The following is a 24,892-nucleotide window of genomic DNA, read 5'->3' on the forward strand; positions in this document are numbered from 1 at the left end:
CCGGACCGCATGGTCCGGCGCCGTCGGTGAGGGGGGATCAGCTCGCGGACGGACCCGTCCAGCCGGTCTGCACATGGCCGAGCCGTACCCGTTGCGGATGGTCCCCGACCGGCACGGAGGTGACCTTCTGGCCGGTCGCGAAGTCGATCGCCGTGACCTGGTCGGCGCCGCTCTCGGAGATGACGCAGTCCTTGCCGTCGCCGCTGACCGTGGCCCAGTACGGGGTGGACGCCGTGACGAGCGGTCCCTCCTGGAGGGTGGCCCGGTCGACGACGGTGGCGTAGTTGTCCATCGTCCCGGCGACGCACAGTTTGCCGCCGTCGGGGCTCATCGAGATGCCGTGGTGGCGCGAGTCCAGCAGCCAGGTGGTGCGGTCGGTGCTGGTCGCCGGGTTCGCCGGCAGCGTCTTCACCCGGGTGATCTTGTCGGTGGCGATGTCGTACTCCAGGAAGCCGTTGAAGAACGACACCTGGAAGTACAGCTTCGACCAGTCGGGGGTGAAGGCGGCGGGCCGCACCGCGTCGGAGAAGTCCTTCAGACCGATCGCGTCCAGCCGGTCGCGCATGTCGATGGTCCTGACCGTCTTGTACGTGGCGGCGTCGACGACGGTGATGTGGCGGTCGCCCTTCGTCCAGTCCGCCGACGGGTCGTCGAGGGAGGTGGTGACCTCGCCGATCGCCATGTTCCAGATGTACTTGCCGCCGTTGGTGAAGACGTTCTCGTGCGGCTTGTCCCCGGTGCCGAACTCGCCCAGTTCCTTTCCGGTGTTGATGTCCAGCACCTGCACCTTGTTGGCAGTGGACGCGGAGACCGCGACCTTGGTGCCGTCCGGGGAGACGGCCATGTGGTCGGCTCGGTAACCGGCCACCGGGAAACGCCAGTTGATCTTGTCGGTGGCCAGGTCGATGGAGACGACGTCGGCGAAGCTGGGCCGGGAGACGACCACGGACGTGCCGTCGGGGGTGGAGTACATGTCGTCCACGTACTGGTCGTGGCCCTGCCCGACCTGGTTGCGGATGGCCGTGTAGTAGATCCACTTGATGGGGTCGGCGTTGATCTCCGCGATGCGCTGCGCCTTGTCGGGAACGACGTTGATCTGCCCGACCTTGGTGAAGTCGCCGGACGACTTCAGGACGGTGGCGGTGCCGTCCCAGTTGTTGCCCACGAACAGCACTTCGCGCAGGGCTGCGGACGGGTCCGCGGTGGCGGCGGTTGCGGGTGCGGCGACGGTCAGGACGAGGGCGGCGGCTACGGAGCAGATGTGCCTGGATCTGAAGGCAGGCATGAGTGCTCTCTCTCCTCTGCGGACGGGGTGTGATGAGGGCATGCCAAAGGAAATGAAGGCCGAATCTGAAAACGGGCGCGTTCAGATCCTTACTTACTGGAAAGTAAGGAAGAGGTGCCCTTCTCCACAAGACTGCGTACACGACAAAATTGGCGAGGCGGGCGACCAGGGAGGTTCAGTGGCGGGAAGGCTCAAGGCGCCGACCGGACGGTACGGCGGCAAGACCGCCGCGGAACGGCAGGCCGAGCGGCGCAGGAGATTCCTGGACGCCGCGCTCGAACTCTTCGGCGGCGACCCCGGCTACCGCGCCACCACGGTCGCGGCCCTGAGCGAGGCCGCGGGCCTGTCCACCCGCCAGTTCTACGAGGAGTTCCGCACCCTCGAGGACGTGCTGGCCGCGCTGCACCTCCAGGTCAACGACTGGGCCGAGGAGGCCGTCCTGACCGCGTTCGCCGAAGCGCAGGGCCTCCCGCTCGCCGAGCGCGTCACCGCCATCTTCCGGGCCTACGCCGGGAACGTCGCCGGCGATCCACGCCGGATCAGGATCACCTTCGTCGAGATCATCGGCGTCAGCGCACGTCTGGAGGAGCAGCGCCTGGCCCGCCGTTCCCGCTGGGTGGACCTCATCTGCGCCGAGGCCGATGCGGCCGCCGCCCACGGAGAGGCCGCGCCGCGCGACTACCGCATCGCCGCGACCGCCTTCATCGGCAGCGTCAACGGACTGCTGCACGACTGGAGCGCCGGCTGGGTGAACGTCACGCTCGACGAAGTGGTGGACGAACTGGTCCAGCAGCTGCTGGCGATTCTGCGTCCCCCGGGATGGGCGCCGCCGACCGACTGAACGGAGCGGTGCCCCCGCCGGGCCTGTGACGACTTCTGCCGCCGACCGGCCGACGACACTCCCATGTCCTGCGCCGCCGACCGCCCGACCACCCCGAGTGACCCCTCGAACGGCCCAGTGATGCTGCGCCGGAGGAGGCGAGGGTGCGTGGGCGATGTGACCGTGGTGGAAGGCATGGTCGTGCACACGGTGACGAGGAGGCGCGATGTCGGAGGGTTCGGTCCAGGGCGGCATGGCGCCCACCGCCACGAGGGACGCCCCGGGCCTGCGGGCCGACCGGTCCCGGGACGGCTTCGAGCAGTTGAGCGCCGTTGCCGACGCCGTCCTGTACGAGGGCTACCTCCTTTATCCCTACCGTCGCTCGTCCGCCAAGAACCGCGTCCGCTGGCAGTTCGGAGTGCTCTTCCCACGGCCCTGGGTGGAGCAGGACGGCCCGGTCGTCCCGGGCGTGTCCGGCTCCGCCGACTCCTGGTACCAGCAGACCGAGTGCCTGCTGAGGATCCGGCGGCCCGGCGCGACCCTGCGGGTGAGACTCCGATACCTCCAGCTGCAGCACAAGCAGGTGGAGGAAGCCGGCCCGGGCGGCCGCCGCCGGGAGGTCGAGTCGCTGCGCACCGACGACGGCACGGTGCATCTGACCTTCGACGAGGCGGTGCCGTGCGAAGTGGACTTCGCGGCCCCGCTGGACGACCTCCTCCAGGGGGAACACACCATTGCGGCAGGAGCGGCGGCCGGCAGGGCCATCGAGGCGCTGCCCTCGGGCGCCGGACGGGTGGTGCGTCGCCGCGAGGAGGTACGGGCCCACGTCACCCTCGGTGCCGAGCGGTTGGGGCACGACCTCTGCCGTCTGCGGGTACGCACCACCAACACGGAACCCGAACCGGACCTGCGGGCCACGCGGGAGCAAGCCCTGCGGGGCGCGCTCATCGCCGCCCACACCCTTGTCGGCGGTGACGGCGTCGAGTTCGTCTCACTGATCGATCCGCCCGAGGACCTGCGGGCCCACGCGGAGACGTGCCGGAACGAATTCACCTTCCCCGTCCTCGGCGGCGACCCCCCTGTTTCCCCCGCCGGCGCCACGGGCCACGTCCTGCTCTCCTCGCCGATCATCCTCCCCGACCGTCCGCAGGTGGCCCCGGAGAGCCCGGGGGATCTGCACGACGCCGCGGAGATCGACGAGATCCTCACGCTGCGCACGATGCTGCTGACGGACGAGGAGAAGCGCGAGGCGCGCGCCACCGACCCACGGGCCGCCGCGATCCTCGACCGGGTCGACACCATGCCCCCGGAGGTCTTCGCGCGGCTGCACGGCGCCGTCCGCTCCCTGGCCCCGGCCAACCCGTCGCCCCCGCCCACCGAACGCCCCGCCTGGTGGCAGGAGGGCGCCGACGACGGACTCTCCCCGTCCACCGACACCGTGCTCGTCGACGGAGTGCCTCTCGGCGGCGGCAGCCGCGTACGGCTTCGCCCACGGAGTCGGGGCGCCGACGCCCAGGACATGTTCCTGGCCGGACGGACCGCCGAGGTCGCCGCCGTCTTCCACGACGTGGACGGCAGCGTGCAAATCGCCGTCACCCTCGACGACGACCCCGCGGCCGAACTGCACAGCTGGTACGGCCGTTTCCACTACTTCCGGCCCGACGAACTCGAACCACTCCAGCCCACCGACTCCGACACCCCCCGCACCGGAGGCCGTTGACATGACGACACACAGCAGCACCACCGAGGTCAGCGCCGAACCCGGCCGCGGCGAGGAACGGCAGGGCTTCGACGAGATCCACATCCTCTGGATCTCCGAGGGCATGAGCTGCGACGGCGACACCGTCTCCCTGACGGCCGCCGACCAGCCCTCCATCGAGGACCTGGTCCTCGGCCTGATCCCGGGCCTGCCGAAGGTGAACCTGGTCAACAAGGTGCTCTCCCCGAGCCTGGGCGGCGAGGACTTCCTCGCTCCCTACCGGGCGGCGGTACGCGGCGAGCTGGCCCCGTTCATCCTCGTCATCGAGGGCTCGATCCCCAACCAGAACATCATCGAGGGCGAGGGCTACTGGACGTCCTTCGGCAACGACCCGGAGACCGGCCAACCGCAGACCCTCAACTGGTGGATCGACCAACTCGCCCCCAAGGCCTGGGCGGTGGTGGCCGCCGGCACCTGCGCGACCTTCGGCGGCATCCACGCCATGGCCGGCAACCCGACCGGATGCATGGGCCTCGCGGACTACCTGGGCTGGGACTTCAGGTCCCAGGGCGGCCTGCCCGTGGTGAACGTCCCCGGCTGCCCGATCCAGCCCGAGAACTTCATGGAGACCCTGATCTGGGTCCTCTACCACGCTGCCGGAACCGCTCCACCGCCCCCGCTGGACCACATGCTGCGTCCGCAGTGGCTGTTCGGCAAGACGGTCCACGAGGGCTGCGACCGCGGCTCGTACTACGAGCAGGGCAACTTCGGCAAGGACTACAACTCGCCCAAGTGCCTGGTGAAGACGGGCTGTTGGGGTCCGGTCGTCAACTGCAACGTGCCCAAGCGCGGCTGGATGGCGGGCATCGGCGGCTGCCCGAACGTCGGCGGCATCTGCATCGGCTGTACGATGCCCGGCTTCCCCGACGCGTTCATGCCGTTCATGGACGAGCCGCCCGGCGGAACGCTCTCCTCGATGATCGTCAAGCCGTACGGGGCCGTCATCCGCCGGCTGCGCGGCTTCACGAACGAGCTGGTCAACCACGAACCCAGGTGGCGCCACAACAAGCAGAAGCTGACCAGCGGCTACGACCCGCACTGGCGTCCCTGACACCGCCCGCCACACCCCCCACCACGGACCGACCTACGCAACAGCGACAGCGAGGGGCAGTAACAGCGATGACCACAACCGAGGCCCGGCCCACGGGACGCAAGCCGCCGCAGCTCGTGGACATGTCCTGGGACCCGATCACCCGCATCATCGGCAACCTGGGCATCTACACGAAGATCGACTTCGCCAACCGGGAAGTCGTGGAGTGCCACAGCACGTCGTCGCTCTTCCGCGGCTACTCGGTGTTCATGAAGGGCAAGGACCCCAGGGACGCGGGTTTCATCACCTCCCGCATCTGCGGCATCTGCGGCGACAACCACACCACCTGCTCCGACTACGCCCAGCAGATGGCCTACGGGGTCAAACCGCCGCGGCTCGCCGAGCACATCGTCAACCTCGGCGAAGCCGCCGAGTACATGTTCGACCACACGATCTTCCAGGACAACCTGGTGTTCGTGGACTTCTGCGAAGCCATGGTCAAGGCCACCAACCCCGGTGTGCTGGCCCGCGCCGAACGCACCGACGCCTCCCGCGGGGACATCCACGGCTATCGGACCATCGGCGACATCATGAAGGCCTTCAACCCCTTCGAGGGCGAGGTCTACAAGGAGGCCCTGAAGGTCAGCCGGGTCACCCGCGAGATGTTCTGCCTCATGGAGGGGCGGCACGTCCACCCGTCCACGCTGTACCCCGGCGGTGTGGGCACGCTGCCCCAGCCGACCGTCTTCACCGACTACCTCAGCCGGCTCATGCGGGTCATCGACTTCGTCAAGAAGGCCGTCGCCATGAACGACGACGTCTTCGACTTCTTCTACGAGGCGCTGCCCGGCTACGAGCAGGTCGGCAACCGCCGCATCCTGCTGGGCTGCTGGGGCGCCTGGCAGAACCCCGACGTCGTCGACTACCGCTACGAGAACATGAACACCTGGGGCAAGGCGATGTACGTCACCCCCGGCATCGTCGTCGACGGCGAACTGGTCACCAACAACCTCGTCGACATCAACCTCGGCCTGCGGATCATGCTCGGCAGCTCCTACTACGAGGACTGGGTGAACGAGCAGCCCTTCGTCACCCACGACCCGCTCGGCAACCCCGTCGACATGCGCCACCCGTGGAACCAGACCACCGTGCCGGTGCCGCAGAAGCGCGACTTCGACGACAAGTACAGCTGGGTGATGAGCCCGCGCTGGTACGACGCGCGCAGCGGCGACCATCTCGCCCTGGACACGGGCGGCGGACCGCTCGCCCGCCTCTGGTCCACCGCGCTGAGCGGACTGGTCGACACCCCGTACATCAAGTCCACCGGCCACAGCGTGCGCATCTCGCTGCCCAAGGGCGAGTCGCTGCCGGAGACCACCCTGGAGTGGCGCATCCCGAAGTGGAGCAACACCATCGAACGGGACCGCGCCCGGCCCTACTTCGTCGCCTACGCGGCGGCCATGGCCCTGCAGTTCCTGGACGAGGCGATGGGTCTGGTCCGCGACGGCGACACCAAGGTCTTCGAGAACTTCGAGGTGCCGGACGAGGCCATCGGCTGCGGCTTCCACGAAGCGGTGCGCGGAGTCCTCTCCCACCACCTGGTGATCAAGGACAAGAAGATCGCCAACTACCACCCCTACCCGCCCACTCCGTGGAACGCCAGCCCACGCGACAAGTTCGGCACCCCCGGACCCTACGAGGACGCCGTTCAGGGTCAGCCGATCTTCGAGGAGAACGGTCCGGACGACTTCAAGGGCGTCGACATCATGCGCACCGTCCGCAGCTTCGACCCCTGTCTGCCGTGCGGTGTGCACATGTACGTCGGCAAGGGCAAGACCCTGACCACCCTGCACTCGCCGACCTACGGCGCGAACCATGGCTGAGCCCGAGCGGCTCGCGGACCCGGCCGTCGAGGCCCGGCTGGCCCGGCTCGACCAGCTGCTGGAAGAACTCGAATCCGCACCCGGACCCGCCACCCGCCCCGCGGTCGAGACGGTACGGCTGCTGACCGAGGTCTACGGCGAGGCGCTCGCCCGGGTCATGGACCACGCGGACCCGCAGCTGGCCGAACGCCTCGCCGACGACGAGCTGCTCGGTCACCTCATGGTGCTGCACGCGATCCACCCCGAGCCCGTCGAGCGCCGGGCGGCCCGCGCGGTCGAGCGGCTGCGGCCCGCCGTACAGGAACGCGGCGGCGACGTGGAGTGGGCCGGCGTGGACGGTGAGACGGGCCGTGTGCGGCTGACCGCGGGCGGCGGTTGCGGTTCCGGCTGCGGCGGCGGTACGGGCGACGTCACGGCCGCCGTCCGGGAGGCGGTGCTCGCCGTAGCCCCCGAACTGACGGAGGTGGAGCCGGTGCAGACCGCCGCTCCCGCCTTCGTACCGCTGACCACGCTCACGCACCGAGGCACACGGTGACCACGGACGGTGCGCTGGCCCGCCTCATCCGCTCCTCCGCCGAGGTGACCCCGGCGGCCGAGACGGAGCGGTGCGACCTGTGCGCCGCGCCGGTGCCCGAGCAACACCGCCACCTGTACGACACCGCGGCCGAGGAGGTGCGCTGCGCCTGCGGCCCCTGTTCGGTGCTGTTCGCGGACAGCGGCGCGGGCGACGGCCACTACCGGCTGGTTCCCCGCAGGCGGATCCGGCTCCCCCGGGTGGACACTGAGATTCTGGGCGTGCCCGTCGGCCTGGTGTTCTTCGTGCCCCGGGCCGACGGCACGGTCACCGCCGAGGGCCCGAGCCCGGCCGGGGCCATGCGGTGGGAGGTCGACGCCGCGGCCTGGCAGCGGCTGACCACGGCCTGTCCGCAGCTCGCGTCCGTGGAACCCGACGTGGAGGCACTGCTCGTGAACACCGTCCACGGCCTCGACCACCACTGGATCGTGCCGGTCGACGACTGCTACCGGATGATCGCCGTCGTACGCCGGGAATGGCGCGGCCTGTCCGGCGGCGGCCGCATCTGGCCCGCCGTCGAGCGGTTCTTCGACGACCTCACCGAGCGGCCGTGACCACGACTCCGCGGCGCGGAGGCGAGAAAGGAGAACACCCCATGGGCAACATCAGAGTCGGCCGACCCCAGGCCAAGCCCGACTCCACCGGGCATGTGCCCGGCATGCATCAGGGCAACACGGGGCCCTACGGCCACCAGACCGGACACCACGAGGACGGCACCGCCGACGCGCGCCGCTCCACCGGGATCCATTGGAAGCGGCACGACGCCCTCCTCGACGTCATGCCGAACATCCCGCCGGGATGAGGAACGACAGGGAGCCGGAATGAAGGTCCAACGAGCACACGGCGCGCAGGGCGCAACGTCGGGACGGCAGCTGCTGATGGCGGAGGCCGCTCTGGCCGGTGCCGTCGCCCTGGCGCTGTTCGTCCATGAGTTGCCGAGCATCAGGCGCGAGTGGCGGATCTACCGGATGGCCGGCGGCTTGCGCGCAGGCCGCCGCTATCCGTGAGCCGACCGTGCACGAGTTGTCGATCGCGACCGCGATCATCGAGCGGGCCGACGAGCTCGCCCGGGCGGACGGGACGGACGCCGTCTCGGCGGTGACCGTGCGGGTCGGCGAGCTGGCCGGTGTGGTACCCGACGCACTGAGTTTCGCCTTCGAGGTGGCCCGCGACGGCACCGCCCTCGCCGCGGCCCGGCTCGTGGTGGAGCCGGTCCCCGCACAGGCCTACTGCGGTGCGTGCGCGCAGGAGTTCGCGGTGGGCATGCCCCCGTTCTTCTGGTGCCCGCACTGTGACCGGCCCTCCACCGACCTGCGCAGCGGCCGGGAACTGGAGATCACCGGGATCGAGTGACACGTACGAGGCCCCGCCGGAGCTCAGGCTGCGGCGGGGCCTCGTGTGTCGGGCTCAGCAGATCCGCGGAAGCTGCTCGCCGAGCGGCAGGTCCACCACCCGCGTGCCGCCGAGACCCGTCGAGACCACGACCATGCCGGGGTGCTCGGCGACGCACTCGCCGATCAGCGTGGCCCCGGCACCCTGCGGGTGGGCGCGCATCGCCGCCAGGACCTCCTCCGCCGCAGCCGGGGGCACGAAGGCGACGAGCCGGCCCTCGTTGGCGACGTAGAGCGGGTCGAGGCCCAGGAAGCCGCAGGCGTTCGCGACGGCGTCCGGCACCGGAATGGCCCGCTCCTGGAGGCGGACACCCGTCCCGGAGGCGCGAGCGATCTCGTTGAGCGACGCGCCCAGACCGCCACGCGTGGGATCGCGCAGAACGTGGAGGTCGGGCGTGACCTTCAGCATGGCCGCCACCAGGTCCGCGAGCGGCGCGGTGTCGCTGGCGAGCTCGACGCCGAACTCCAGCCCCTCACGCACGCTCATGATCGCCACCCCGTGCAGGCCGATCGGACCGCTGACGATGACGGCGTCACCGGGCCGCGCGCGCTGGGGACGGATGTCCACCCCGTCGGGGACGAGCCCCACCCCGGCGGTGGTGACGTACACGCCGTCGCCGTGCCCCGACTCCACCACCTTGGTGTCGCCCGTGGCCACGACGACCCCGGCCGTCTCGGCCGCCGCGCCCATGGCCCGCGCGATCCGCTCGACCACGGTCAGTTCCACGCCCTCCTCCAGTACGAAGGCGGCGGACAGGTAGGCGGGCCTGGCTCCGCTCATCGCGAGGTCGTTGACGGTGCCGTTGACCGCGAGGTCGCCCAGGCAGCCACCGGGAAAGAACAGCGGCCTGACCACATAGGAGTCGGTGGAGAACGCCAGCCGAGCGCCGCCCAGTTCGAGGACGGCGGAGTCGGCGAGCGCGGCGAGGGTGGCATTGCCGTAGGCGGGGGCGAAGACCTGCTCCATCAGCTCCGCGGACAGGGCACCGCCCCCGCCGTGCCCCATGACCACCACGGGCTGGTCGCGAAGCGGCGCGGGACAGGTCCAGGCCGCGGGATCGATGGTTTCGGCGAGTTCAGGCAACGGGGTTCATCTCCTCCCGCGCGGCCTTCGGCGTCGCGGTGTTCATCCGGCGGTACAGGTAGTAGGCCGCGCAGGCGCCCTCGCTGGAGACCATCGTGGCCCCGAGCGGGGTGCGCGGGGTGCAGCTGGTGCCGAACGCGGCGCACTCGGTCGGCTTGATCAGCCCCTGGAGCACCTCCCCGGCACGGCATTCGGCGGGCTCCTCGGTGCGGATCCCGGTGACGTCGAAGCGGTGCTCGGCGTCGAACGCGCGAAACGCCTCGGTCAGCCGCCAGCCACTGAGGGGGATGGGTCCGATGCCGCGCCAGTTGCGGTCGGTGACCTCGAAGACCTCCTCGATCATGCGTACGGCGGCCGGGTTGCCGTCCTCGCGCACGGCCCGCGGGTAGGCGTTCTCCACCCGGTGCTCACCGCGCTCCAGCTGGCGCACCGCCCGGCGGATGCCCTCGAGGATGTCCAGCGGCTCGAAACCGGTCACCACGAGCGGCACCCGGAACCGCTCGGCCAGCTCGGGGTACTCGGCCGTGCCCATCACGCTGCACACATGCCCGGCGGCCAGGAAGCCCTGCACCCGGCAGGCGGGGGCCGACATGATGGCCTCGATCGCCGGGGGAACCCGCACATGGGACACCAGGAGGCTGAAGTTGGTCAGCCCGAGGCGGCGCGCCTGGTGCACGGCCATCGCGTTGGCGGGGGCCGTGGTCTCGAAGCCGATGGCGAAGAAGACCACCTCCCGGTCCGGGTTGCGGCGGGCCAGCTCCAGGGCGTCGAGCGGCGAGTACACCACGCGAACGTCGCCGCCCTCGCCCTTGACCCGGAACAGGTCCCGGTCCGTGCCCGGAACGCGGAGCATGTCGCCGAAGGAGCAGAAGATCACCCCGGGGCGCGCGGCGATCTCCAGCGCCTGGTCGATGACGTCGAGCGGGGTGACACACACGGGGCAGCCCGGGCCGTGGATCAACTCGACCTGTTCCGGCAGCAGTTGGTCGATGCCGTGCCGGATGATGGAATGGGTCTGCCCGCCGCACACCTCCATCAGGGCCCACGGCCGGGTGGCCGTGGCACGGATCTCGTCCAGCAGCCGCCGGGCCAGATCGGGGTCGTTGAACTCGTCGATGTACTTCACCGGGCCTCGCTCTCTCGTGGTTCCTCGCTCACGGCGGCGACTCCCGCGTCCCGCGATGCCTGCTCCCAGGCGTCGCCGAACTCCTCCTCCAGCAGCCCCAGTTCCTCGAAGAGCTGCAGGGAGGCCAGGGCCGACTCCTCGTCCAGGCGCTGGAGCGCGAAGCCGACGTGCACGATGACGTACTCACCCACCCGCACGTCGGACACGTACTCCAGACACGCCTGTTTCTGCACACCGCCGAAGTCGATCAGCCCGGTGAGCGGGTCGGCACTGTCGTCGATGGCCACGACCTTGCCGGGCACTGCCAAACACATGGGTCACTCCTCTTGTCGTTCGTGCGCCGCGACCACGAGTTGTCCAAGGGCCAAACCGCCGTCGTTCGGGGGGACTTCACCGTGCCGCAGCACTGCGAAGCCGTCCTCGGCCAGCAGCCGCGTGCACTCCTCCTCCAGCAGCGCGTTGGCGAAGACCCCGCCGCTGAGGGCGACCGTGGCCAGGCCGGTGTCCCGGCGGGCTCGCCGGGAGATCTCCAGGACGGCCCGGGCGACACCGCGGTGGAAGCGCGCGGCGAGCACCCCAACCGGCGTGCCGCGCCGCAGGTCGGTGACGAGTGCGCGGAGCACCGGCGCCGGGTCGCAGGTGCCGGAGGTGAGGGCGAACGCGTACCCGGAGGTGTCGGCCTCCCGGGCCGAAGCGGCCGCGGCCTCCAGCTCCAGGGCGGCCTGGGCCTCGTACCCCGCGCGGTGGCACACCCCCAGCAGGGAGGACACCGCGTCGAAGAGCCGGCCCATGCTGGAGGTCGCCACGCAGGCCACCCCGCGCGTCAACTGCCTTTCCAGGATGGCCAGTTCGGTGGACGAGCAGGCGGTGACGCAAGGCAGGTCCGCGTCCCAGGGCACGCCCGCGGCCCACAGCCGGGCCAGGGCCAGACGGCACGGGTTGGCGACCCCGGCGTCGCCGCCGGGCAGCGGGGCGGGGGAGAGGCGGGCGAAGCGCCGGTGGCCCGCGTAGTCCGCGAGCAGGAACTCGCCGCCCCAGACGGTGCCGTCGTCGCCGTAGCCCGTGCCGTCGAAGGCGACGCCGATCACGGGTGTGGTGCCGTCGAGGCCGTGCTCGGCCATCGCCGAGGCGATGTGCGCGTGGTGGTGCTGGACGAACACCGGTGTGTTCCTGGGGAGTTCGGTTGCCCGGCGGCGGGCCCAGCGGGCCGAGTGGTAGCCGGGGTGCCGGTCCGCTGCGACGAGTTCGGGGGTGACGCCGCTCAGCCGCCGGATGTGCCCCTCCGCGCGCTCGGCGGCCTCCAGCGTGGTCAGGTCCCCCATGTCGCCGATGTGCGGGCCGAGCCAGGCCTGGTCGCCCTCGCCGACGCAGAGCGCGTTCTTCAGGTCGCCGCCCACCGCGAGCGCGGGCCGCACGGCGACCGGCAGCCGCAGCGGGCGGGGCACATACCCCCGGGACCGGCGCAGCACCTGCTCGCTGCCGTCGGCGCGCACCCGCAGCAGGGAGTCGTCGCACGGTGAGGCGATGGCCCGGTCGTGGCTGAGCCAGGCGTCGGTCAGCCCGTCCAGCCGGGTCAGCGCCTCCCCGTCGTCCGTGACGATCGGTTCCCCCGAGCGGTTGCCGCTGGTCATGACCAGCACGCGGGGGCCGGGTGGATCGCCGGGCAGACCCAGCAGCAGGGTGTGCAGGGGGGTGTAGGGCAGCATCACACCGAGCTGCGGACTGCCGGGGCACACACCGGGAGCGAGGCGCAGGTGCGCGGCCGGCGTCCGCGGGCGCAGCAGGACGATGGGGCGGCGGGGGCTGGTGAGCGCCGCGCGCTCGGCCGCGGAGACCTGGGCGATCCGCTGCACGGTGTCAAGATCCGCGCACATCACCGCGAACGGCTTGCCACCGCGCTCCTTGCGGGCGCGCAGTGTGCCGACGGCCTGCGCGTCGGTGGCGTCGCAGGCCAGGTGGTAGCCGCCTAGGCCCTTGACGGCGAGGATGCGGCCGGCTGCCAGCAGAGACCGCGCCGCCGTCAGGGCGTCGCCGTCCCGTGCGGGACGGAGCCCGCTGCCGGCCGCCGGTCGCAGCCGCAGCCGGGGGCCGCAGTCCGGGCAGGCGACGGGCTGGGCGTGAAAGCGCCGGTCGGCGGGGTCGCCGTACTCCCGGGCGCAGGCGGGACACATCGGGAAGCGGGCCATCGTGGTGACCGCCCGGTCGTACGGCATTCCCGTGGCGATGGTGAACCGGGGGCCGCAGTGGGTGCAGGTGACGAACGGGTGCCGGTGGCGGCGGTCGGCCGGATCGGCGAGCTCCCGCAGACAGTCCTCGCAGGTCGCCGTGTCCGGAGGGAGCAGCGTGCGGCCCGTGGACCGTTCGGTGGCCCGGATGGTGAAGGCGTCGTCCGCGCCCGTGGCGGGCAGGTCCTCGACGCCCACGCCGGTGACGACGGCCAGCGGCGGTGGCTCCGCGGCCAGAAGTCCGCAGAAACGGGCGACACCGTCGGGCGGGCCCTCCACCTCGATGAGTACACCGCTCGCCGTGTTGCTCACGAATCCGGCCAGCGCGAGTTCGGTGGCCAGGCGGTGCACGAAGGGGCGGAAGCCCACGCCCTGCACCGTGCCGCGCACCACGACACGGCGGCGCACCGCCTGCGCGGCCGGAGCGGTCACGAGACGCGGCCGGCCGCGAGGCCCGGGGCCTGGTGCGTGTGCTGGTGGCCGTGGGGGTGCGGCGCGAGGGGAGGCCGGTGCACCGGGGCCCCGTCCCGCGCGGCGAGCACCCGGTCCAGCACGGTGGCGACACCGGCGCCGTCACGGGCGCAGGACCGGACGACCTCCACCCCGGGGTTGACCCGCTGCACATGGGTGACGAAGGCGGCCTCGTCGAAACCGGCGGGCTCGGCCAGATCGGTCTTGGTGAGCACGACCAGATGGGCGGAGCCGAAGGCCGTGGGGTACTTCAGCGGCTTGTCCTCGCCCTCCGTGACCGCCATGAGGACGATCCGCAGGCTCTCGCCGAGGTCGTAGGCCGCCGGGCAGACGAGGTTGCCGACGTTCTCCACGAACAGCACCGCGGTGTCCTCGGGCAGCCAGCCGTGCACATGGCCGCCGAGCTGCCGGGCCTCCAGATGGCACAGCCCGTCGGTCAGCAGCTGTTTGACCGGCGCGCCCGAACGGGCGAGCCGGTGGGCGTCGTTCTCGGTGGCCAGGTCGGCGGTGAGCGCGGCCACCGGGATGCGCCGCTCCACCGCCAGGGCCAGCACCCGCCCGAGCAGTTCCGTCTTGCCGCTGCCCGGGCTGGACAGCAGGTTGACGAGGGCGACCCCCCGCCGGGTCAGGTCGTCGCGCAGGCCCGCGGCCAGGCCGTCGTTCTTCGCCAGGACGGCCTGGGTGACGTCGTCCATGGACTCGCACATGGGCGCTGCTCCTCGCGGTCGGTCAGGGGAGTGTGTCGGTGCGTCACCGATCCTCGACGGCGCCGGCCACCGGGAGCGGGACCTCGGCCGCGGACAGGTCCGTGGATTCGTCCGGGCGGCTCAACGAAGGCGTGGCCGCGGGGTCGGCGAGCAGTTCCGCGACCAGGGTGTGCAGGGCTGCGACGGCCCGGCCGACCGCATCGCGAACCGGTGCGCTGACTCCCGGTGCGATGTCCTCGTCGCCGTGCGGCCGCACCTCGGGCTCGCAGGCGAGGACGAGGACCCGCGGCAACGGCTCGTCGCCCAGGTGGGCGGCCAGGGCCAGCACCTTGGCCGGATCCATGCCATGGGCCTCGGGCGGGGCGGAGCCCGTGCTGCCGTCGGGCGGTTCCGGCTCGATCAGCGACAGGGTGCCCGGCCGGTGCCCCCGCGCGGCGGCGTCGACCAGGACGACCGTGTCGTAGCCGTCCAGCAGCTCGTACGCGAGATCCAGGCCGCGGATGCCGAAGTCCCGTACGCGGACCTCGGGGGGCAGCGGGCGGCGGTCCAGGGCCTGGATCACCTCAGGGCCGAAGGCGTCGTCCGCGAGGAAGATGTTGCCGACGCCCGCCACCAGCAGGCGGGTGGCGGACCGTGTCACCGGACACCCTCGTCGACCGGGTCGCAGACCGGGGCCAGCGGCCGGGCCCCGCCGTTCGGCAGCTTGCGGACGAAGGCGGACCGCAGGGCGTGGTGCGGGGCCTGCGGATCGAAGAAGATGGCACGCATACGGGCGAGTTCGTCCCGGCGGTACTCCGCGAGCGGCTGCCGTGCCTCGTCCGCCTGACGTGCCGCGGCCTTCGCGGCGATCCGCTGCGCGAGGTCCGGCTCACCGGCGAGTTCGGCCGCCAACCGCTCGATCTCGGCGGTGAACTCATGCGGCGGGGCCTGCACCAGACGGTCCACCAGGCCGATCCGTGCGGCGCTCGCGGCGCTCACCGGCAAGGCCTCGGCCGTCAGCCGCTGGGCCGTCTCGGTCCCCACGCGGCGCGGCAGCGTGTACGTCCAGAACTCCGACCCGTACAGGCCCATCCGCCGGTAGTGCGGGTTGAGGACGGTGCCCGTGCGGCACCACACCTGGTCGGCGGCCAGGGCGAGCATCACGCCGCCGGCCGCGGCGTTGCCGCCGAGCGCCGCCACCACCATCCGGTCGGTGGTGCGCAGCACCGCCTCGACCAGGTCGTCCATGGCGTTGAGGTTGGACCAGGACTCGCCCGCGGGGTCGGCGGCCGCCTCGATGACGTTGAGGTGGATGCCGTTGGAGAAGAAGTCACGGGCTGCGCCCAGCACCAGCAGCGAGGTGGGGCGGGTGAGCGCGTACCGGTATGCGGCCAGCAGCCTGCGGCAGTGGCCCGTGCTCATGGCCCCGCCGGGGAAGGAGAAGCTCAGGAATCCGACGGCGCCGTGCTGCCGGTAGCGGATGTCGCTCCAGGTGATCCGGCCGGAGGGCAACTCGAGCGGTGCCGCGACCTCCGGCAGCGAGGGGCCCGGGAACGACGCGAGCACGGAGGCCGCCGGGCGGCGGAACGGCGCGGGGTCGCCGGAGGCCTTGCGGGGCCGCAGCTCCGGGATCCACACCGCCCCGTCCCGGGTGGCCCGGCAGACCGCCCCGGCGCGCGTCACGAGCAGTTCTCCGGGGCTACCGTGCAACCGGTCCTCGGGATGGCCCCCGTGCAGGAACATCTCCTGGCCGCAGAGTTCGTCCAGGACGCCCGGCTGGGAGTCGGCTCCGCGCAGCTTGCGCAGGACCGTCTCCGTCGTGTCGTTCTCCCAGTCGATCCTTCGCTGCTCCCGGCGGAAGAAGTCGCGCCACACCACCCGGATCGCGGGATCACTCTGCGGCTGGGGCTTGAACGATCCGTCGGCGTACCGCCGCACCGCCTGCCGGACGGCGGCCGAGGCGGCGTCGGAGGCCTCGCCCCGGTACAGGTTGCTCTTGCCGACCGGCGGCACCGGGAAGGGCTCGGCGGCCCATACGGCGCCCGCGTCCATGGCTGCCTCCGCCTGCAGCACCGTCACCCCCCACTGCGCGGCGCCCTCGGCGATCGCCCAGTCCAGGGCGGACGGGCCGCGGTCGCCGGGCGGCCCCGGGTGCACGATGAGGCAGGTGTGCTCCTGCCAGATGTCCTCCGGCAGAGCCGTCTTCAGCATCGGGGCGACGATCAGTTCCGGGTGGGTTTCGTGAACGGCGGTCCGGATCGCCTCGGCGCCGTGCGAGGCGAGCACGACGTCCACCCGGTGCCCTTCGTCGGACAGTTCCGCGTACACACGCTGGGACAGGCTGTTGAACGCGCTGGCGACGAGCAAGATGTCCATGACGCGGATGATCGTCGGTATGGGGGAGGGCGAGAAGGACCACGGCGGCGTTTCGTGGTGCGGCGTCAGGTCTCTTCCTCCATCCGGATTGCATTCCTCAGGTCCTCGAACGCCTCGCTGCGGTTGCCGCGGTGCTCTTCGAGCAGGGCGGCGGCGATCGCGTCGAGTTTGCGCTGGACCGCGTGTTCGGCACGCATCTCGGCGTTCTTCAGCAGCGCCAGAAGCAGCAAGGTCACCGCGGTCATGGACCCGCTCGCCAGCAGGAGCAGCTCGATTCCCAGGTGCGCCAGGTGGGAGCCCACGAAGAACGCGATGAGGACCAGACAGACCAGGAAGAAGACCGGAGAGCTGGTGAAATTGGAGGCGTATTCGGCGAATTGATCGAAGCGGCCGCGCCGCGGGCCACCGCGCTGAACGGGACTCTTGAAGGTCATGAGCGAGGCTTACCCCGCGGTCCGCGCGGACGGCGCTCCTGGCCTCCTAGCCACCCCACCGGTCCACCGCCGCCAGCACCGGAGCCACCCCGTCCTCGCCGCGGATGCGTGCCCCGAGCGTCTTTGCGCGCCGTGCGAACGCCGGGTCCCTGGTGGCCCGCATCAGTGCCGTGGTCAGCGTGTCGGGGGTGAGCCGGCGCAGCGGCAGTGTGCGTGGGGCGACGCCCAGGGCGACCAGGCGGGCGGACCAGAAGCCCTCGTCGAACTGGATCGGTACCGGCACGGCCGGCACCCCGGCGCGCAGGCCCGCCGCCGTCGTGCCCGCGCCCGCGTGGTGGACCACGGCGGCCATGCGCGGGAAGAGCGCGGAGTGCGGAACCTCGTCGACGCCCAGCATGTCGTCCCCGGAGGCATCGAGGCCGGCCCAGCCGCGCTGGATCACGCCGCGCAGCCCGGCCCGGCGCAGGGCGCGCACGATACAGATGCTGAGCCGCTCGGGGTCGGGCACGGTCGCGCTGCCGAGGCCCACGTACACGGGGGCCGGCCCCGCGTCCAGGAAGTCCCGCAGACGAGAGGGGAGTTGGGGCTCCGCGTCGTACGGCCACCAGTATCCGGCCACCGACAGGCCCGGCCGCCAGTCGTCCGGACGCGGCACCACCAGTGGGCTGAACCCGTGCAGCACCGGCCGCCCCTGCCGCTCCCGCGCCCGCCGTGCCGCGGCGGCACTCATCCGGGGCAGCCCCAGCCGCTCCCGCACCACGGGCAGCGCCCCGGCGAAGACCTGCTCCACGGCCAGGCTCACCCCGTGCCCGGCGATCCGGTTGCCCACCGCCCCCAGCGAGCGGACCCCCAGCATCGGCGGCCCGAACTCCCGTGTCGGAGCGAGGGGTTGGAGGGGCACGTCCAGGTAGGGCAGGGACAGGCCCTCCGCGATGGTGTGCCCCAGCGGCCCCACCGAACCGGACAGCAGCAGCAGGTCGCTCGACCGGGCGGCCGCCACCAGATCGTCCGTCATCCGTCCGACCAGCGCCCGTGCCATCGCGACCACCCGCACCAGCTTGCCCACACCGGTCGCGCTGCGATGCAGCCCGCGCCCGCGCGAGGACTCCAGTTCCGCCCGCGGGTCCACGGGCAGTGGATGGAAGCGGACCTGCGACCCGGCCACCAGCGGCTCGAAGCGGGCATGCGTCACCAGAGTGACCTCGTGCCCGGCACGGGAGAGCCCGTGTCCGAGTCCGGTGTACGGGGCGACGTCGCCCCGGGATCCCGCCGTCATGATCGCTACGCGCACGACGGCCAGTATGGCGCCACCGTACGCCTTTCAGCGAGAACGCCCCGTCGGCAAAGGCCAGTTCACGCCTGTCGCTTCCGTTGACTCGACGCTCTCGGTGGCTCTACTTTCGGCCCGCAGTGCGTTCGGAACACCGATCCTCGTTCGATATGTCGAATGAAGGGAGCCGCATGTACCCCCCTCCGCGCGCGACCCGCAGAGGTCTCGCAGCCCGCTGCAGAGCCGCCGCCGTACGCCTCCTCGCCCTCGCCGTCACCGTGGCCGCCGCGCTCCTGTTCGCGGCACCCGGTCCCGCCCAGGCGGCGACGACCCGTCAGACAGCCGTCCCCACCGCCCCGATGGGCTGGGCCTCCTGGAACAGCTTCGCCGCCAAGATCGACTACAACGTCATCAAGCAGCAGGTCGACGCATTCGTCGCCGCGGGACTGCCGGCCGCCGGCTACAAGTACATCAACATCGACGAGGGCTGGTGGCAGGGCACCCGCGACAGCGCCGGCAACATCACCGTCGACACCAGTGAGTGGCCCGGCGGGATGGGCGCCATCGCCGACTACATCCACAGCAAGGGCCTCAAGGCCGGTATCTACACCGACGCCGGCAAGAACGGCTGCGGCTACTACTACCCGACCGGCCGCCCCGCCGCCCCGAACACCGGCAGCGAGGGCCACTACGACCAGGACATGCTCCGGTTCTCCACATGGGGCTTCGACTTCGTCAAGGTCGACTGGTGCGGCGGAGACGTCGAGGGACTCGACGCGGCGACGGCGTACCAGTCGATCAGCGACGCGGTCGCCAAGGCGACGGCCACCACCGGCCGTCCGCTCACCCTCTCGATCTGCAACTGGGGCAAGCAGAACCCGTGGAACTGGGCGCCGGGCCAGGCCCCCATGTGGCGCACCAGCACGGACATCATCTACTACGGCAACTCGCCGTCGATGACGAACCTGCTGTCCAACTTCGACCAGACCCTGCACCCCACGGCCCAGCACACCGGCTACTACAACGACCCGGACATGCTGATGGTCGGCATGGACGGCTTCACCGCCGCCCAGAACCGCACCCACATGAACCTGTGGGCCATCTCCGGCGCGCCGCTCCTCGCCGGCAACAACCTCGCCACGATGACCTCGGAGACCGCAGGCATCCTCAAGAACCCCGAGGTCATCGGCGTCGACCAGGATCCGCGCGGCCTCCAGGGCGTGAAGGTCGCCGAGGACACCACCGGGCTGCAGGTGTACGGCAAGGTCCTCGCCGGCACCGGCAACCGTGCCGTCGTCCTCCTCAACCGCACCTCCTCCGCCCAGAACATCACCGTCCGCTGGTCCGACCTCGGTCTGACGAACGCGTCCGCGACCGTGCGTGACCTGTGGGCGCGAGCCGATGTCGGTACCTACGGGACCGGTTACACCACCAGTGTTCCGGCGGGCGGCTCGGTGATGCTGACGGTCACCGGCGGGACGGAGGCGGCCGGCAGCACGTACACCGGTACCGCCGGCTTCTCGGGCGTGGTCGCCGGGAACACCGGCATCAAGGTCGTCGACGTGTCGTACACCAACAACACCTCCGCGGCCCGCACCGGCACCCTCAAGGTCAACGGTCAGGTGGCCACCACGGTCTCCTTCCCGCCGACGGGCGCCGGCCCGGGCACCATCTCGGTCGAGGTCGGGCTGTCCAAGGGCTCCGCCAACTCGCTCACCTTCTCCGGCGCCCCGACCCTCGACTCGATCACTGTCAGACCCCTGCCGGGGGCAAACGGCTCCCAGGTCGTCGGCAAGCAGTCCGGACGCTGCCTGGACCTCTACAACAACACGATCACCAACGGCACCCAGGGCGAGCTGTGGGACTGCAACGGGGGCCAGAACCAGGCCTGGACGTACACCTCCCGCAAGGAACTCGTGGTGTACGGCAACAAGTGCCTGGACGCCTACAACCAGGGCACCACCAACGGCACCAAGGTCGTCATCTGGGACTGCAACGGCCAGAACAACCAGAAGTGGAACGTCAACAGCGACGGCACCATCACCAACGTCAACGCCGGCCTCTGCCTCGACGCCTACAACAACGGCACGGCCAACGGCACCTCCACCGTGCTGTGGTCCTGCGGAACGGGCGACAACCAGAAGTGGACGCTGAACTGACGGCCTGCTCGGCCCGCCCGGGGATCCCCGGGCGGGCCAAGGACGTTCGATTAGCTGAACGAGGCGTCAGAGGAGCATCTTCACGACTCCTGTTCATGGACGACATCCGGATGAGACGGGAGCGTTCTCCACGAGGTAGGTGGTGCGGCTGTAATCGGCCTCGATCGTGTGCCGCAGTGTCACCAGGTCCAACGCCTGTGGAACCGATCAGTCCGGGCCAGGTTTGGGTAGCTTGACGCGACACGAACGTCCGTACGTGTGGCGCGGGTTCGCGCTCCGACCCTGGAGGGTGGCTCTGTGGTGAAGTGGGGCAGGCGCAAGGCGAAGGAGTCGTCACTTTCCGGGCGGCTTCCGCAACCACCGGCCGACAGCGCGGCGGCGGCCGAGCAGGCGGGTCTCCAGCAGAATGCCGCCGAGGCCGCGAGCCGCTACGAGGCCGCAGTCTCCGAAGCCGTACGCGAGTTCGGTCCGGAGGCCGTCGAGACGCTGGCGGTACGCCACCAACTGGCCCATTGGACGGGCGAGTCGGGTCACCCCGAACGCGCGGTGGAACTGTTCGCCCGTTTGCTCGCAGACCGGGAGAGGCTCCAGGGACCTCACCACCAGGACTCCGAACTGGCTCGGCACCAGCTGGCGCACTGGTGCGGCAGAGCCGGCCGTTTTCAGGAGGCGGTGCAGCGTTACGAGATCATGCGGCGGGTGGCCGTACAACAGGGCCGCCCCGACGTGGCGTTGTCCCTGATGTGCGAGGTCGGCTACTGGCAGCGGCAGGCCGGTGACACCGCGGCCGCGCTGCGTACGTTCGCCGAGATGCGGCGCAGCGCGCAGCAGGACCTCGGGCCGACGCACGAGCTGGCCGGAATCGCCCGCCAGCGGTATGCGGAGCTGGCCGGCGAACTTCCCTTTGGCGATGAGGGCGGTCACGACGGGCTGCAGAACCTCATCGCGGCGGCGGCCGAAGTAGAGGCGTCCGGTGACTTCCGCCGGGCCGGGCGCTTGTACGGGCAGATAGCGGCCCAGTCCGAGGAGCTTTACGGACGGGCGAGTTCGCAGACCCTCTCCGCGCGCGTCGCGCAGGCCAAGGCCGCCGTGAACGCCGGGGAGCACGCGGAGGCTGCCGACTGCTTCGACGCTGTCCTGGCCTGCATGGAACTACAGGGGCGGGGGCCGGGAACCCGCGAGTACGAGATCCTCCGGGGACAGCGGGAAGAACTGGCCCGCAACGCCGGACGCGTCACCTTCCGCATCGGGCAGCGGACCGCAACACAGTTGGCGCAGAACGTGCAGGCTGCGCCCGGGACCGCCTGCGGCGTGCTGGCCCGCCGGCCGGAAGCCTCGCATGCCACCGGTCTCGCTGCCGCCATCGGCGGAACGGACGACCATGCGCCCGCCGAGGTGACTGTGGAGCAGTGGTCGGCCGTTGTACGTCACTTGGCCGCGCAACGGTACGAGGCGATGGCCCTCTACTTCGCCCGTGCGGACCGCCGACCCAGGGCAGCGGAAGCGGAGATGTGCGAGCGGTTGGGGCTGCTCGGCGTGTACGTGTCGTGCATGAGCTCCGAGAACGTAGAGGTCGACGCCTACGCCTTCACGGGAGGCGAACCGGTGTACGCGCCAGTCGTCGTCGTACCGGAGGGGCCGGACGGCGTGCAGGAGGCATCCGCTGAGCCGGTGCGCCGCGGGGTGGCGTTCCACCCGGGAGCCGAAGCGCTCGGGCAGTGGCGGGACGTGGGCCGCGCGCGGCCCACCCAGGACCCGGACGGACCGTCGGCGTTCGGCACGTACGAGGTGCTGGAGCGCGTCGGGCGGGGCGGGTTCGGCGACGTCTATCTCTGCCAGGACCCCGACGGTCTGATGGTCGCGGTGAAGACCCTGCACGCGCGGCACGCGCATGTCCCCTCGATCAAGCGGGGCTTCGCCCACGAGGTCCGGGCGGCCCAGCGGGTCAGCGGACGCTTCACCGTGCCGGTGATCGCCGCCGACCCCGATGGTGACACGCCGTGGATGGCGGTGCCGTATGTGGCCGCCCCCTCGCTGCAGGAACTCCTCGAGCACTGCGGCACACTGGACGAGCCGACCGTGCGCGGCCTGGGGGCCGGAATAGCGGTTGCCCTGACCGCCATCCATGCGCAGGGCATCGTGCACCTCGATCTGAAGCCCGGCAACGTCCTGCTCACGGCGGACGGGCCGCGCGTCATCGACTTCGGCATCGCCCAGATCGAGCGGCTCACCGAGCCGCGCCGTGGGTTCGCCGGAACGTACGCCTACGCATCTCCCGAGCAGTTGCGCGAGCAGCCGGTCTTCACCACGGCCAGCGACGTGTTCTCCCTCGGCACCGTTGTGGCCCGGCTGGCCCTCGGGCACAGCCCCTGGGGCGAGGGCATGGCGACCGTGGTCGCCAACATCCGGGCCGGCAGACCCGAGCTGCGGGGGCTGCCGGCCGGGCTCCAAGGCGTGGTGCGGTCGTGTCTGCACCTGGATCCGGCTCGGCGGCCGACGCCCGACGAGGTGGCCGAAGCCCTGGTACCCGGGGCGGCAGACGGCGAGGTCGGTCCCCTTTCGCTGCCCCAAGAGGCCCAGAACCTCGTCGCCGCGCACGCCACGATGCCCGCCACCCGCTTCTACAAGACGCTCGCCTACACCAGCGATACGCCAGAGGACGCCTCAGCCGTGACGCGCCCGCTGCCGACCGGTGATCTCGCCGCCACCGTCGCCGAGGGCGCGCGGGAAGACCGTGACCGGCGTGCCGTACCGTCCGGCGACGCGACAACCGCCCGCGCCGCCGGAGACCTCGAAGCCCGGATCCATGCCTGGGAACGGGAGGGGGACGGCAGATCGATGGTGCAGACACGGCGCGAGTGCGGCGCTTTTCTGGAGGAGGCGCGTGCCCGCCTCGGAACGGCTCACCCGCTGACGCTCCGACTGCGGGTCTCGCACGCCATGCTCGGCTTCGACCAGCCCGGCGGGGTGGCGCACGCCGAGCAGGTGATACGGGAAGCCGCCGGGCACCTCGGTGAGGGGCATCCCACTGTCCGCGACGCCTACGCGCTGCTGGCCGTGGTGAAGTCGAACGGAGCCCAGTGAGAAGATGAGAAGGCGTGGCGGTTGGCGCCGGCCAGGACACGACCCAGCGGAATGCCGGACTCCAGCGCGATCTGTTCGAGCCGGGCGAAGACGCCGAGTGCGGTCCACTCGTCGCGCCGGTTGCGGGTTGATCACGCCTGTCCGCGCGGCCTCTTGGCACGGTCACGTATTCCAGGTGACAGCAGCGGACAGGGCAAGAATCAGGGCCGACCCCAGCAGCCAGACCGCCAACAACCGCTGACGCAGCTGGCGGTATGTCTCCTCGTACTCCTCGCGCAGATCCCGGCTCCGCTCGGCCGTGCGCTGCCAGGAGGTGCGGGCGAGCCCGATGTATTCCGCCTCGAACCGGCGCTCCACCTCCGCCCGCTGCCCCTCCGTCAGCCCGTCGAGCGAGGCAGTGAAACGCAGCGCGGCCGCATGCCCTTGGTCGCGGACGGACGCGAGGAGCAGATACCCCTCGACCTCGTTGAGGAATGCCCCCGTGTTCACAGGGTGCTCGTCCATGGCCGTCACAGCGTCGTCAACTCCCTGTCCGCGGGCGAGGAATCGGAATGGTGCAGGTCGAACGCAGGGGACTCACTGCGGATCCGGGGAACTGCGGTGAAGTTGTGCCGCGGGGGCGGGCAGGACGTCGCCCACTCCAGGGAGCGGCCATAGCCCCATGGGTCGTCGACCTCGACCTTCTCGCCGTATTGCGCGGTCTTCCACACGTTGTAGAAGAACGGCAGGAACGACATTCCGAGGAGGAACGAGAAGATCGTCGACACCGTGTTGAGCGTCGTCAGGCCCTCCACCGCCAGATAGTCCGGAATCCGCCGCTGCATTCCGTTCACCCCCAGCCAGTGCTGGACCAGGAAAGTGCCGTGGAAGCCGACGAACAGCGTCCAGAAGGTGATCTTCCCCAGGCGCTCGTCGAGCATCTTGCCGGTGAACTTGGGCCACCAGAAGTGGAATCCGGAGAACATCGCGAACACGACGGTGCCGAAGATGACGTAATGGAAATGGGCGACGACGAAGTAGCTGTCTGAGGTCGGGAAGTCCAGCGGTGGCGAGGCGAGCATCACGCCGGTCAGGCCGCCGAAGACGAATGTGATCAGAAAGCCGGTCGCCCAGAGCATCGGGGTCTCGAAGGACAGGGATCCCTTCCACATCGTTCCGATCCAGTTGAAGAACTTCACGCCGGTCGGTACGGCGATGAGGAACGTCATGAAGGAGAAGAACGGGAGCAGTACACC

General features: G+C 71.0%; 23 protein-coding genes. 11 read left to right on the top strand and 12 right to left on the bottom strand.

Annotation, left to right across the window (positions count from 1 at the left end; translation table 11 throughout):
• Window positions 1-37: 37 nt before the first annotated feature.
• On the bottom strand, window positions 38-1,285 hold the full coding sequence (locus ACWC1K_RS17070; protein ID WP_450832117.1) for a YncE family protein: 1,248 nt from the start codon (window positions 1,283-1,285) through the stop codon (window positions 38-40).
• A 178-nt stretch (window positions 1,286-1,463) separates the two neighbouring features.
• On the opposite strand from ACWC1K_RS17070, the gene ACWC1K_RS17075 reads away from it, so the two are divergent.
• From ACWC1K_RS17075 to hypA, 9 genes are all read left to right on the top strand, one after another.
• Window positions 1,464-2,126 (top strand): TetR/AcrR family transcriptional regulator, encoded by a 663-nt coding sequence (locus ACWC1K_RS17075; protein WP_450832118.1) that lies wholly within the window; start codon window positions 1,464-1,466, stop codon window positions 2,124-2,126.
• A 205-nt stretch (window positions 2,127-2,331) separates the two neighbouring features.
• Complete coding sequence (locus tag ACWC1K_RS17080; protein WP_450832119.1) at window positions 2,332-3,825, top strand: hypothetical protein; 1,494 nt, start codon at window positions 2,332-2,334, stop codon at window positions 3,823-3,825.
• A gap of 1 nt (window position 3,826) precedes the next feature.
• The gene (locus tag ACWC1K_RS17085; protein WP_450832120.1) at window positions 3,827-4,915 is read left to right on the top strand and encodes an NADH-quinone oxidoreductase subunit B family protein; all 1,089 of its coding nucleotides are present in this window, start codon (window positions 3,827-3,829) and stop codon (window positions 4,913-4,915) included.
• Between the two features lie 68 nt (window positions 4,916-4,983).
• Window positions 4,984-6,777 (top strand): nickel-dependent hydrogenase large subunit, encoded by a 1,794-nt coding sequence (locus ACWC1K_RS17090; RefSeq protein WP_450832121.1) that lies wholly within the window; start codon window positions 4,984-4,986, stop codon window positions 6,775-6,777.
• Window positions 6,770-7,312 (top strand): NifU family protein, encoded by a 543-nt coding sequence (locus ACWC1K_RS17095; RefSeq protein ID WP_450832123.1) that lies wholly within the window; start codon window positions 6,770-6,772, stop codon window positions 7,310-7,312. Before ACWC1K_RS17090 ends, ACWC1K_RS17095 begins: the two co-directional genes overlap by 8 nt.
• A complete protein-coding gene (locus ACWC1K_RS17100; RefSeq protein ID WP_450832125.1) occupies window positions 7,309-7,905 on the top strand; it encodes a DUF5947 family protein in 597 nt (198 codons plus the stop codon). The genes ACWC1K_RS17095 and ACWC1K_RS17100 overlap by 4 nt, the downstream gene beginning before the upstream one ends.
• A 41-nt stretch (window positions 7,906-7,946) precedes the next feature.
• Window positions 7,947-8,153: a hypothetical protein gene (locus ACWC1K_RS17105; protein ID WP_344401374.1), complete on the top strand. Its 207-nt coding sequence runs from the start codon at window positions 7,947-7,949 to the stop codon at window positions 8,151-8,153.
• 19 nt (window positions 8,154-8,172) lie between these two features.
• Window positions 8,173-8,358, top strand: a complete 186-nt coding sequence (locus ACWC1K_RS17110) for a hypothetical protein (RefSeq protein WP_450832127.1) — start codon at window positions 8,173-8,175, stop codon at window positions 8,356-8,358.
• A gap of 7 nt (window positions 8,359-8,365) precedes the next feature.
• Window positions 8,366-8,704 (top strand): hydrogenase maturation nickel metallochaperone HypA, encoded by a 339-nt coding sequence (hypA, locus tag ACWC1K_RS17115; protein WP_450832128.1) that lies wholly within the window; start codon window positions 8,366-8,368, stop codon window positions 8,702-8,704.
• A gap of 54 nt (window positions 8,705-8,758) precedes the next feature.
• Here hypA and hypE read toward each other — a convergent pair whose 3' ends face one another.
• The 9 genes from hypE to ACWC1K_RS17160 all read right to left on the bottom strand — a co-directional run bounded on the left by hypE (window position 8,759) and on the right by ACWC1K_RS17160 (window position 18,420).
• The gene (gene hypE / locus ACWC1K_RS17120) at window positions 8,759-9,826 is read right to left on the bottom strand and encodes a hydrogenase expression/formation protein HypE (RefSeq protein ID WP_450832130.1); all 1,068 of its coding nucleotides are present in this window, start codon (window positions 9,824-9,826) and stop codon (window positions 8,759-8,761) included.
• Window positions 9,819-10,952: a hydrogenase formation protein HypD gene (hypD, locus tag ACWC1K_RS17125; RefSeq protein WP_450832131.1), complete on the bottom strand. Its 1,134-nt coding sequence runs from the start codon at window positions 10,950-10,952 to the stop codon at window positions 9,819-9,821. Before hypD ends, hypE begins: the two co-directional genes overlap by 8 nt.
• On the bottom strand, window positions 10,949-11,266 hold the full coding sequence (locus ACWC1K_RS17130) for a HypC/HybG/HupF family hydrogenase formation chaperone (RefSeq protein ID WP_365846168.1): 318 nt from the start codon (window positions 11,264-11,266) through the stop codon (window positions 10,949-10,951). The genes hypD and ACWC1K_RS17130 overlap by 4 nt, the downstream gene beginning before the upstream one ends.
• A 3-nt stretch (window positions 11,267-11,269) precedes the next feature.
• Entirely contained in the window at window positions 11,270-13,609 is a 2,340-nt protein-coding gene (gene hypF, locus ACWC1K_RS17135) for a carbamoyltransferase HypF (RefSeq protein ID WP_450832133.1), read from the bottom strand.
• Window positions 13,606-14,355, bottom strand: coding sequence for a hydrogenase nickel incorporation protein HypB (gene hypB, locus ACWC1K_RS17140; protein ID WP_450832135.1), 750 nt, complete (start codon window positions 14,353-14,355; stop codon window positions 13,606-13,608). The genes hypF and hypB overlap by 4 nt, the downstream gene beginning before the upstream one ends.
• 43 nt (window positions 14,356-14,398) lie before the next feature.
• The gene (locus tag ACWC1K_RS17145) at window positions 14,399-14,995 is read right to left on the bottom strand and encodes a hydrogenase maturation protease (RefSeq protein WP_450832136.1); all 597 of its coding nucleotides are present in this window, start codon (window positions 14,993-14,995) and stop codon (window positions 14,399-14,401) included.
• Window positions 14,992-16,710, bottom strand: a complete 1,719-nt coding sequence (locus ACWC1K_RS17150; RefSeq protein WP_450832137.1) for a hydrogenase maturation protein — start codon at window positions 16,708-16,710, stop codon at window positions 14,992-14,994. The genes ACWC1K_RS17145 and ACWC1K_RS17150 overlap by 4 nt, the downstream gene beginning before the upstream one ends.
• A 65-nt stretch (window positions 16,711-16,775) precedes the next feature.
• On the bottom strand, window positions 16,776-17,144 hold the full coding sequence (locus ACWC1K_RS17155) for a low affinity iron permease family protein (protein WP_450832139.1): 369 nt from the start codon (window positions 17,142-17,144) through the stop codon (window positions 16,776-16,778).
• Window positions 17,145-17,190: 46 nt separating this feature from the next.
• Entirely contained in the window at window positions 17,191-18,420 is a 1,230-nt protein-coding gene (locus ACWC1K_RS17160) for a glycosyltransferase (protein WP_450832162.1), read from the bottom strand.
• Window positions 18,421-18,605: 185 nt separating this feature from the next.
• Between ACWC1K_RS17160 and ACWC1K_RS17165 the strand changes: the two genes are divergently transcribed.
• Together ACWC1K_RS17165 and ACWC1K_RS17170 are read left to right on the top strand one after the other, a co-directional pair.
• Window positions 18,606-20,573, top strand: coding sequence for an RICIN domain-containing protein (locus ACWC1K_RS17165; RefSeq protein ID WP_450832141.1), 1,968 nt, complete (start codon window positions 18,606-18,608; stop codon window positions 20,571-20,573).
• A gap of 300 nt (window positions 20,574-20,873) precedes the next feature.
• On the top strand, window positions 20,874-23,657 hold the full coding sequence (locus tag ACWC1K_RS17170) for a protein kinase domain-containing protein (RefSeq protein ID WP_450832143.1): 2,784 nt from the start codon (window positions 20,874-20,876) through the stop codon (window positions 23,655-23,657).
• 162 nt (window positions 23,658-23,819) lie between these two features.
• Here ACWC1K_RS17170 and ACWC1K_RS17175 read toward each other — a convergent pair whose 3' ends face one another.
• Both ACWC1K_RS17175 and ACWC1K_RS17180 read right to left on the bottom strand, forming a co-directional pair.
• Window positions 23,820-24,161 carry a hypothetical protein gene (locus ACWC1K_RS17175; protein ID WP_450832144.1) on the bottom strand — a complete coding sequence of 114 codons (342 nt, stop codon included), beginning with the start codon at window positions 24,159-24,161 and terminating at the stop codon, window positions 23,820-23,822.
• 5 nt (window positions 24,162-24,166) lie between these two features.
• Window positions 24,167-24,892 (bottom strand): cytochrome c oxidase subunit I (locus ACWC1K_RS17180; protein ID WP_450832146.1); only part of this gene is annotated, 726 nt, incomplete at its 5' end.

Source organism: Streptomyces sp. NPDC001492, from assembly GCF_053597275.1.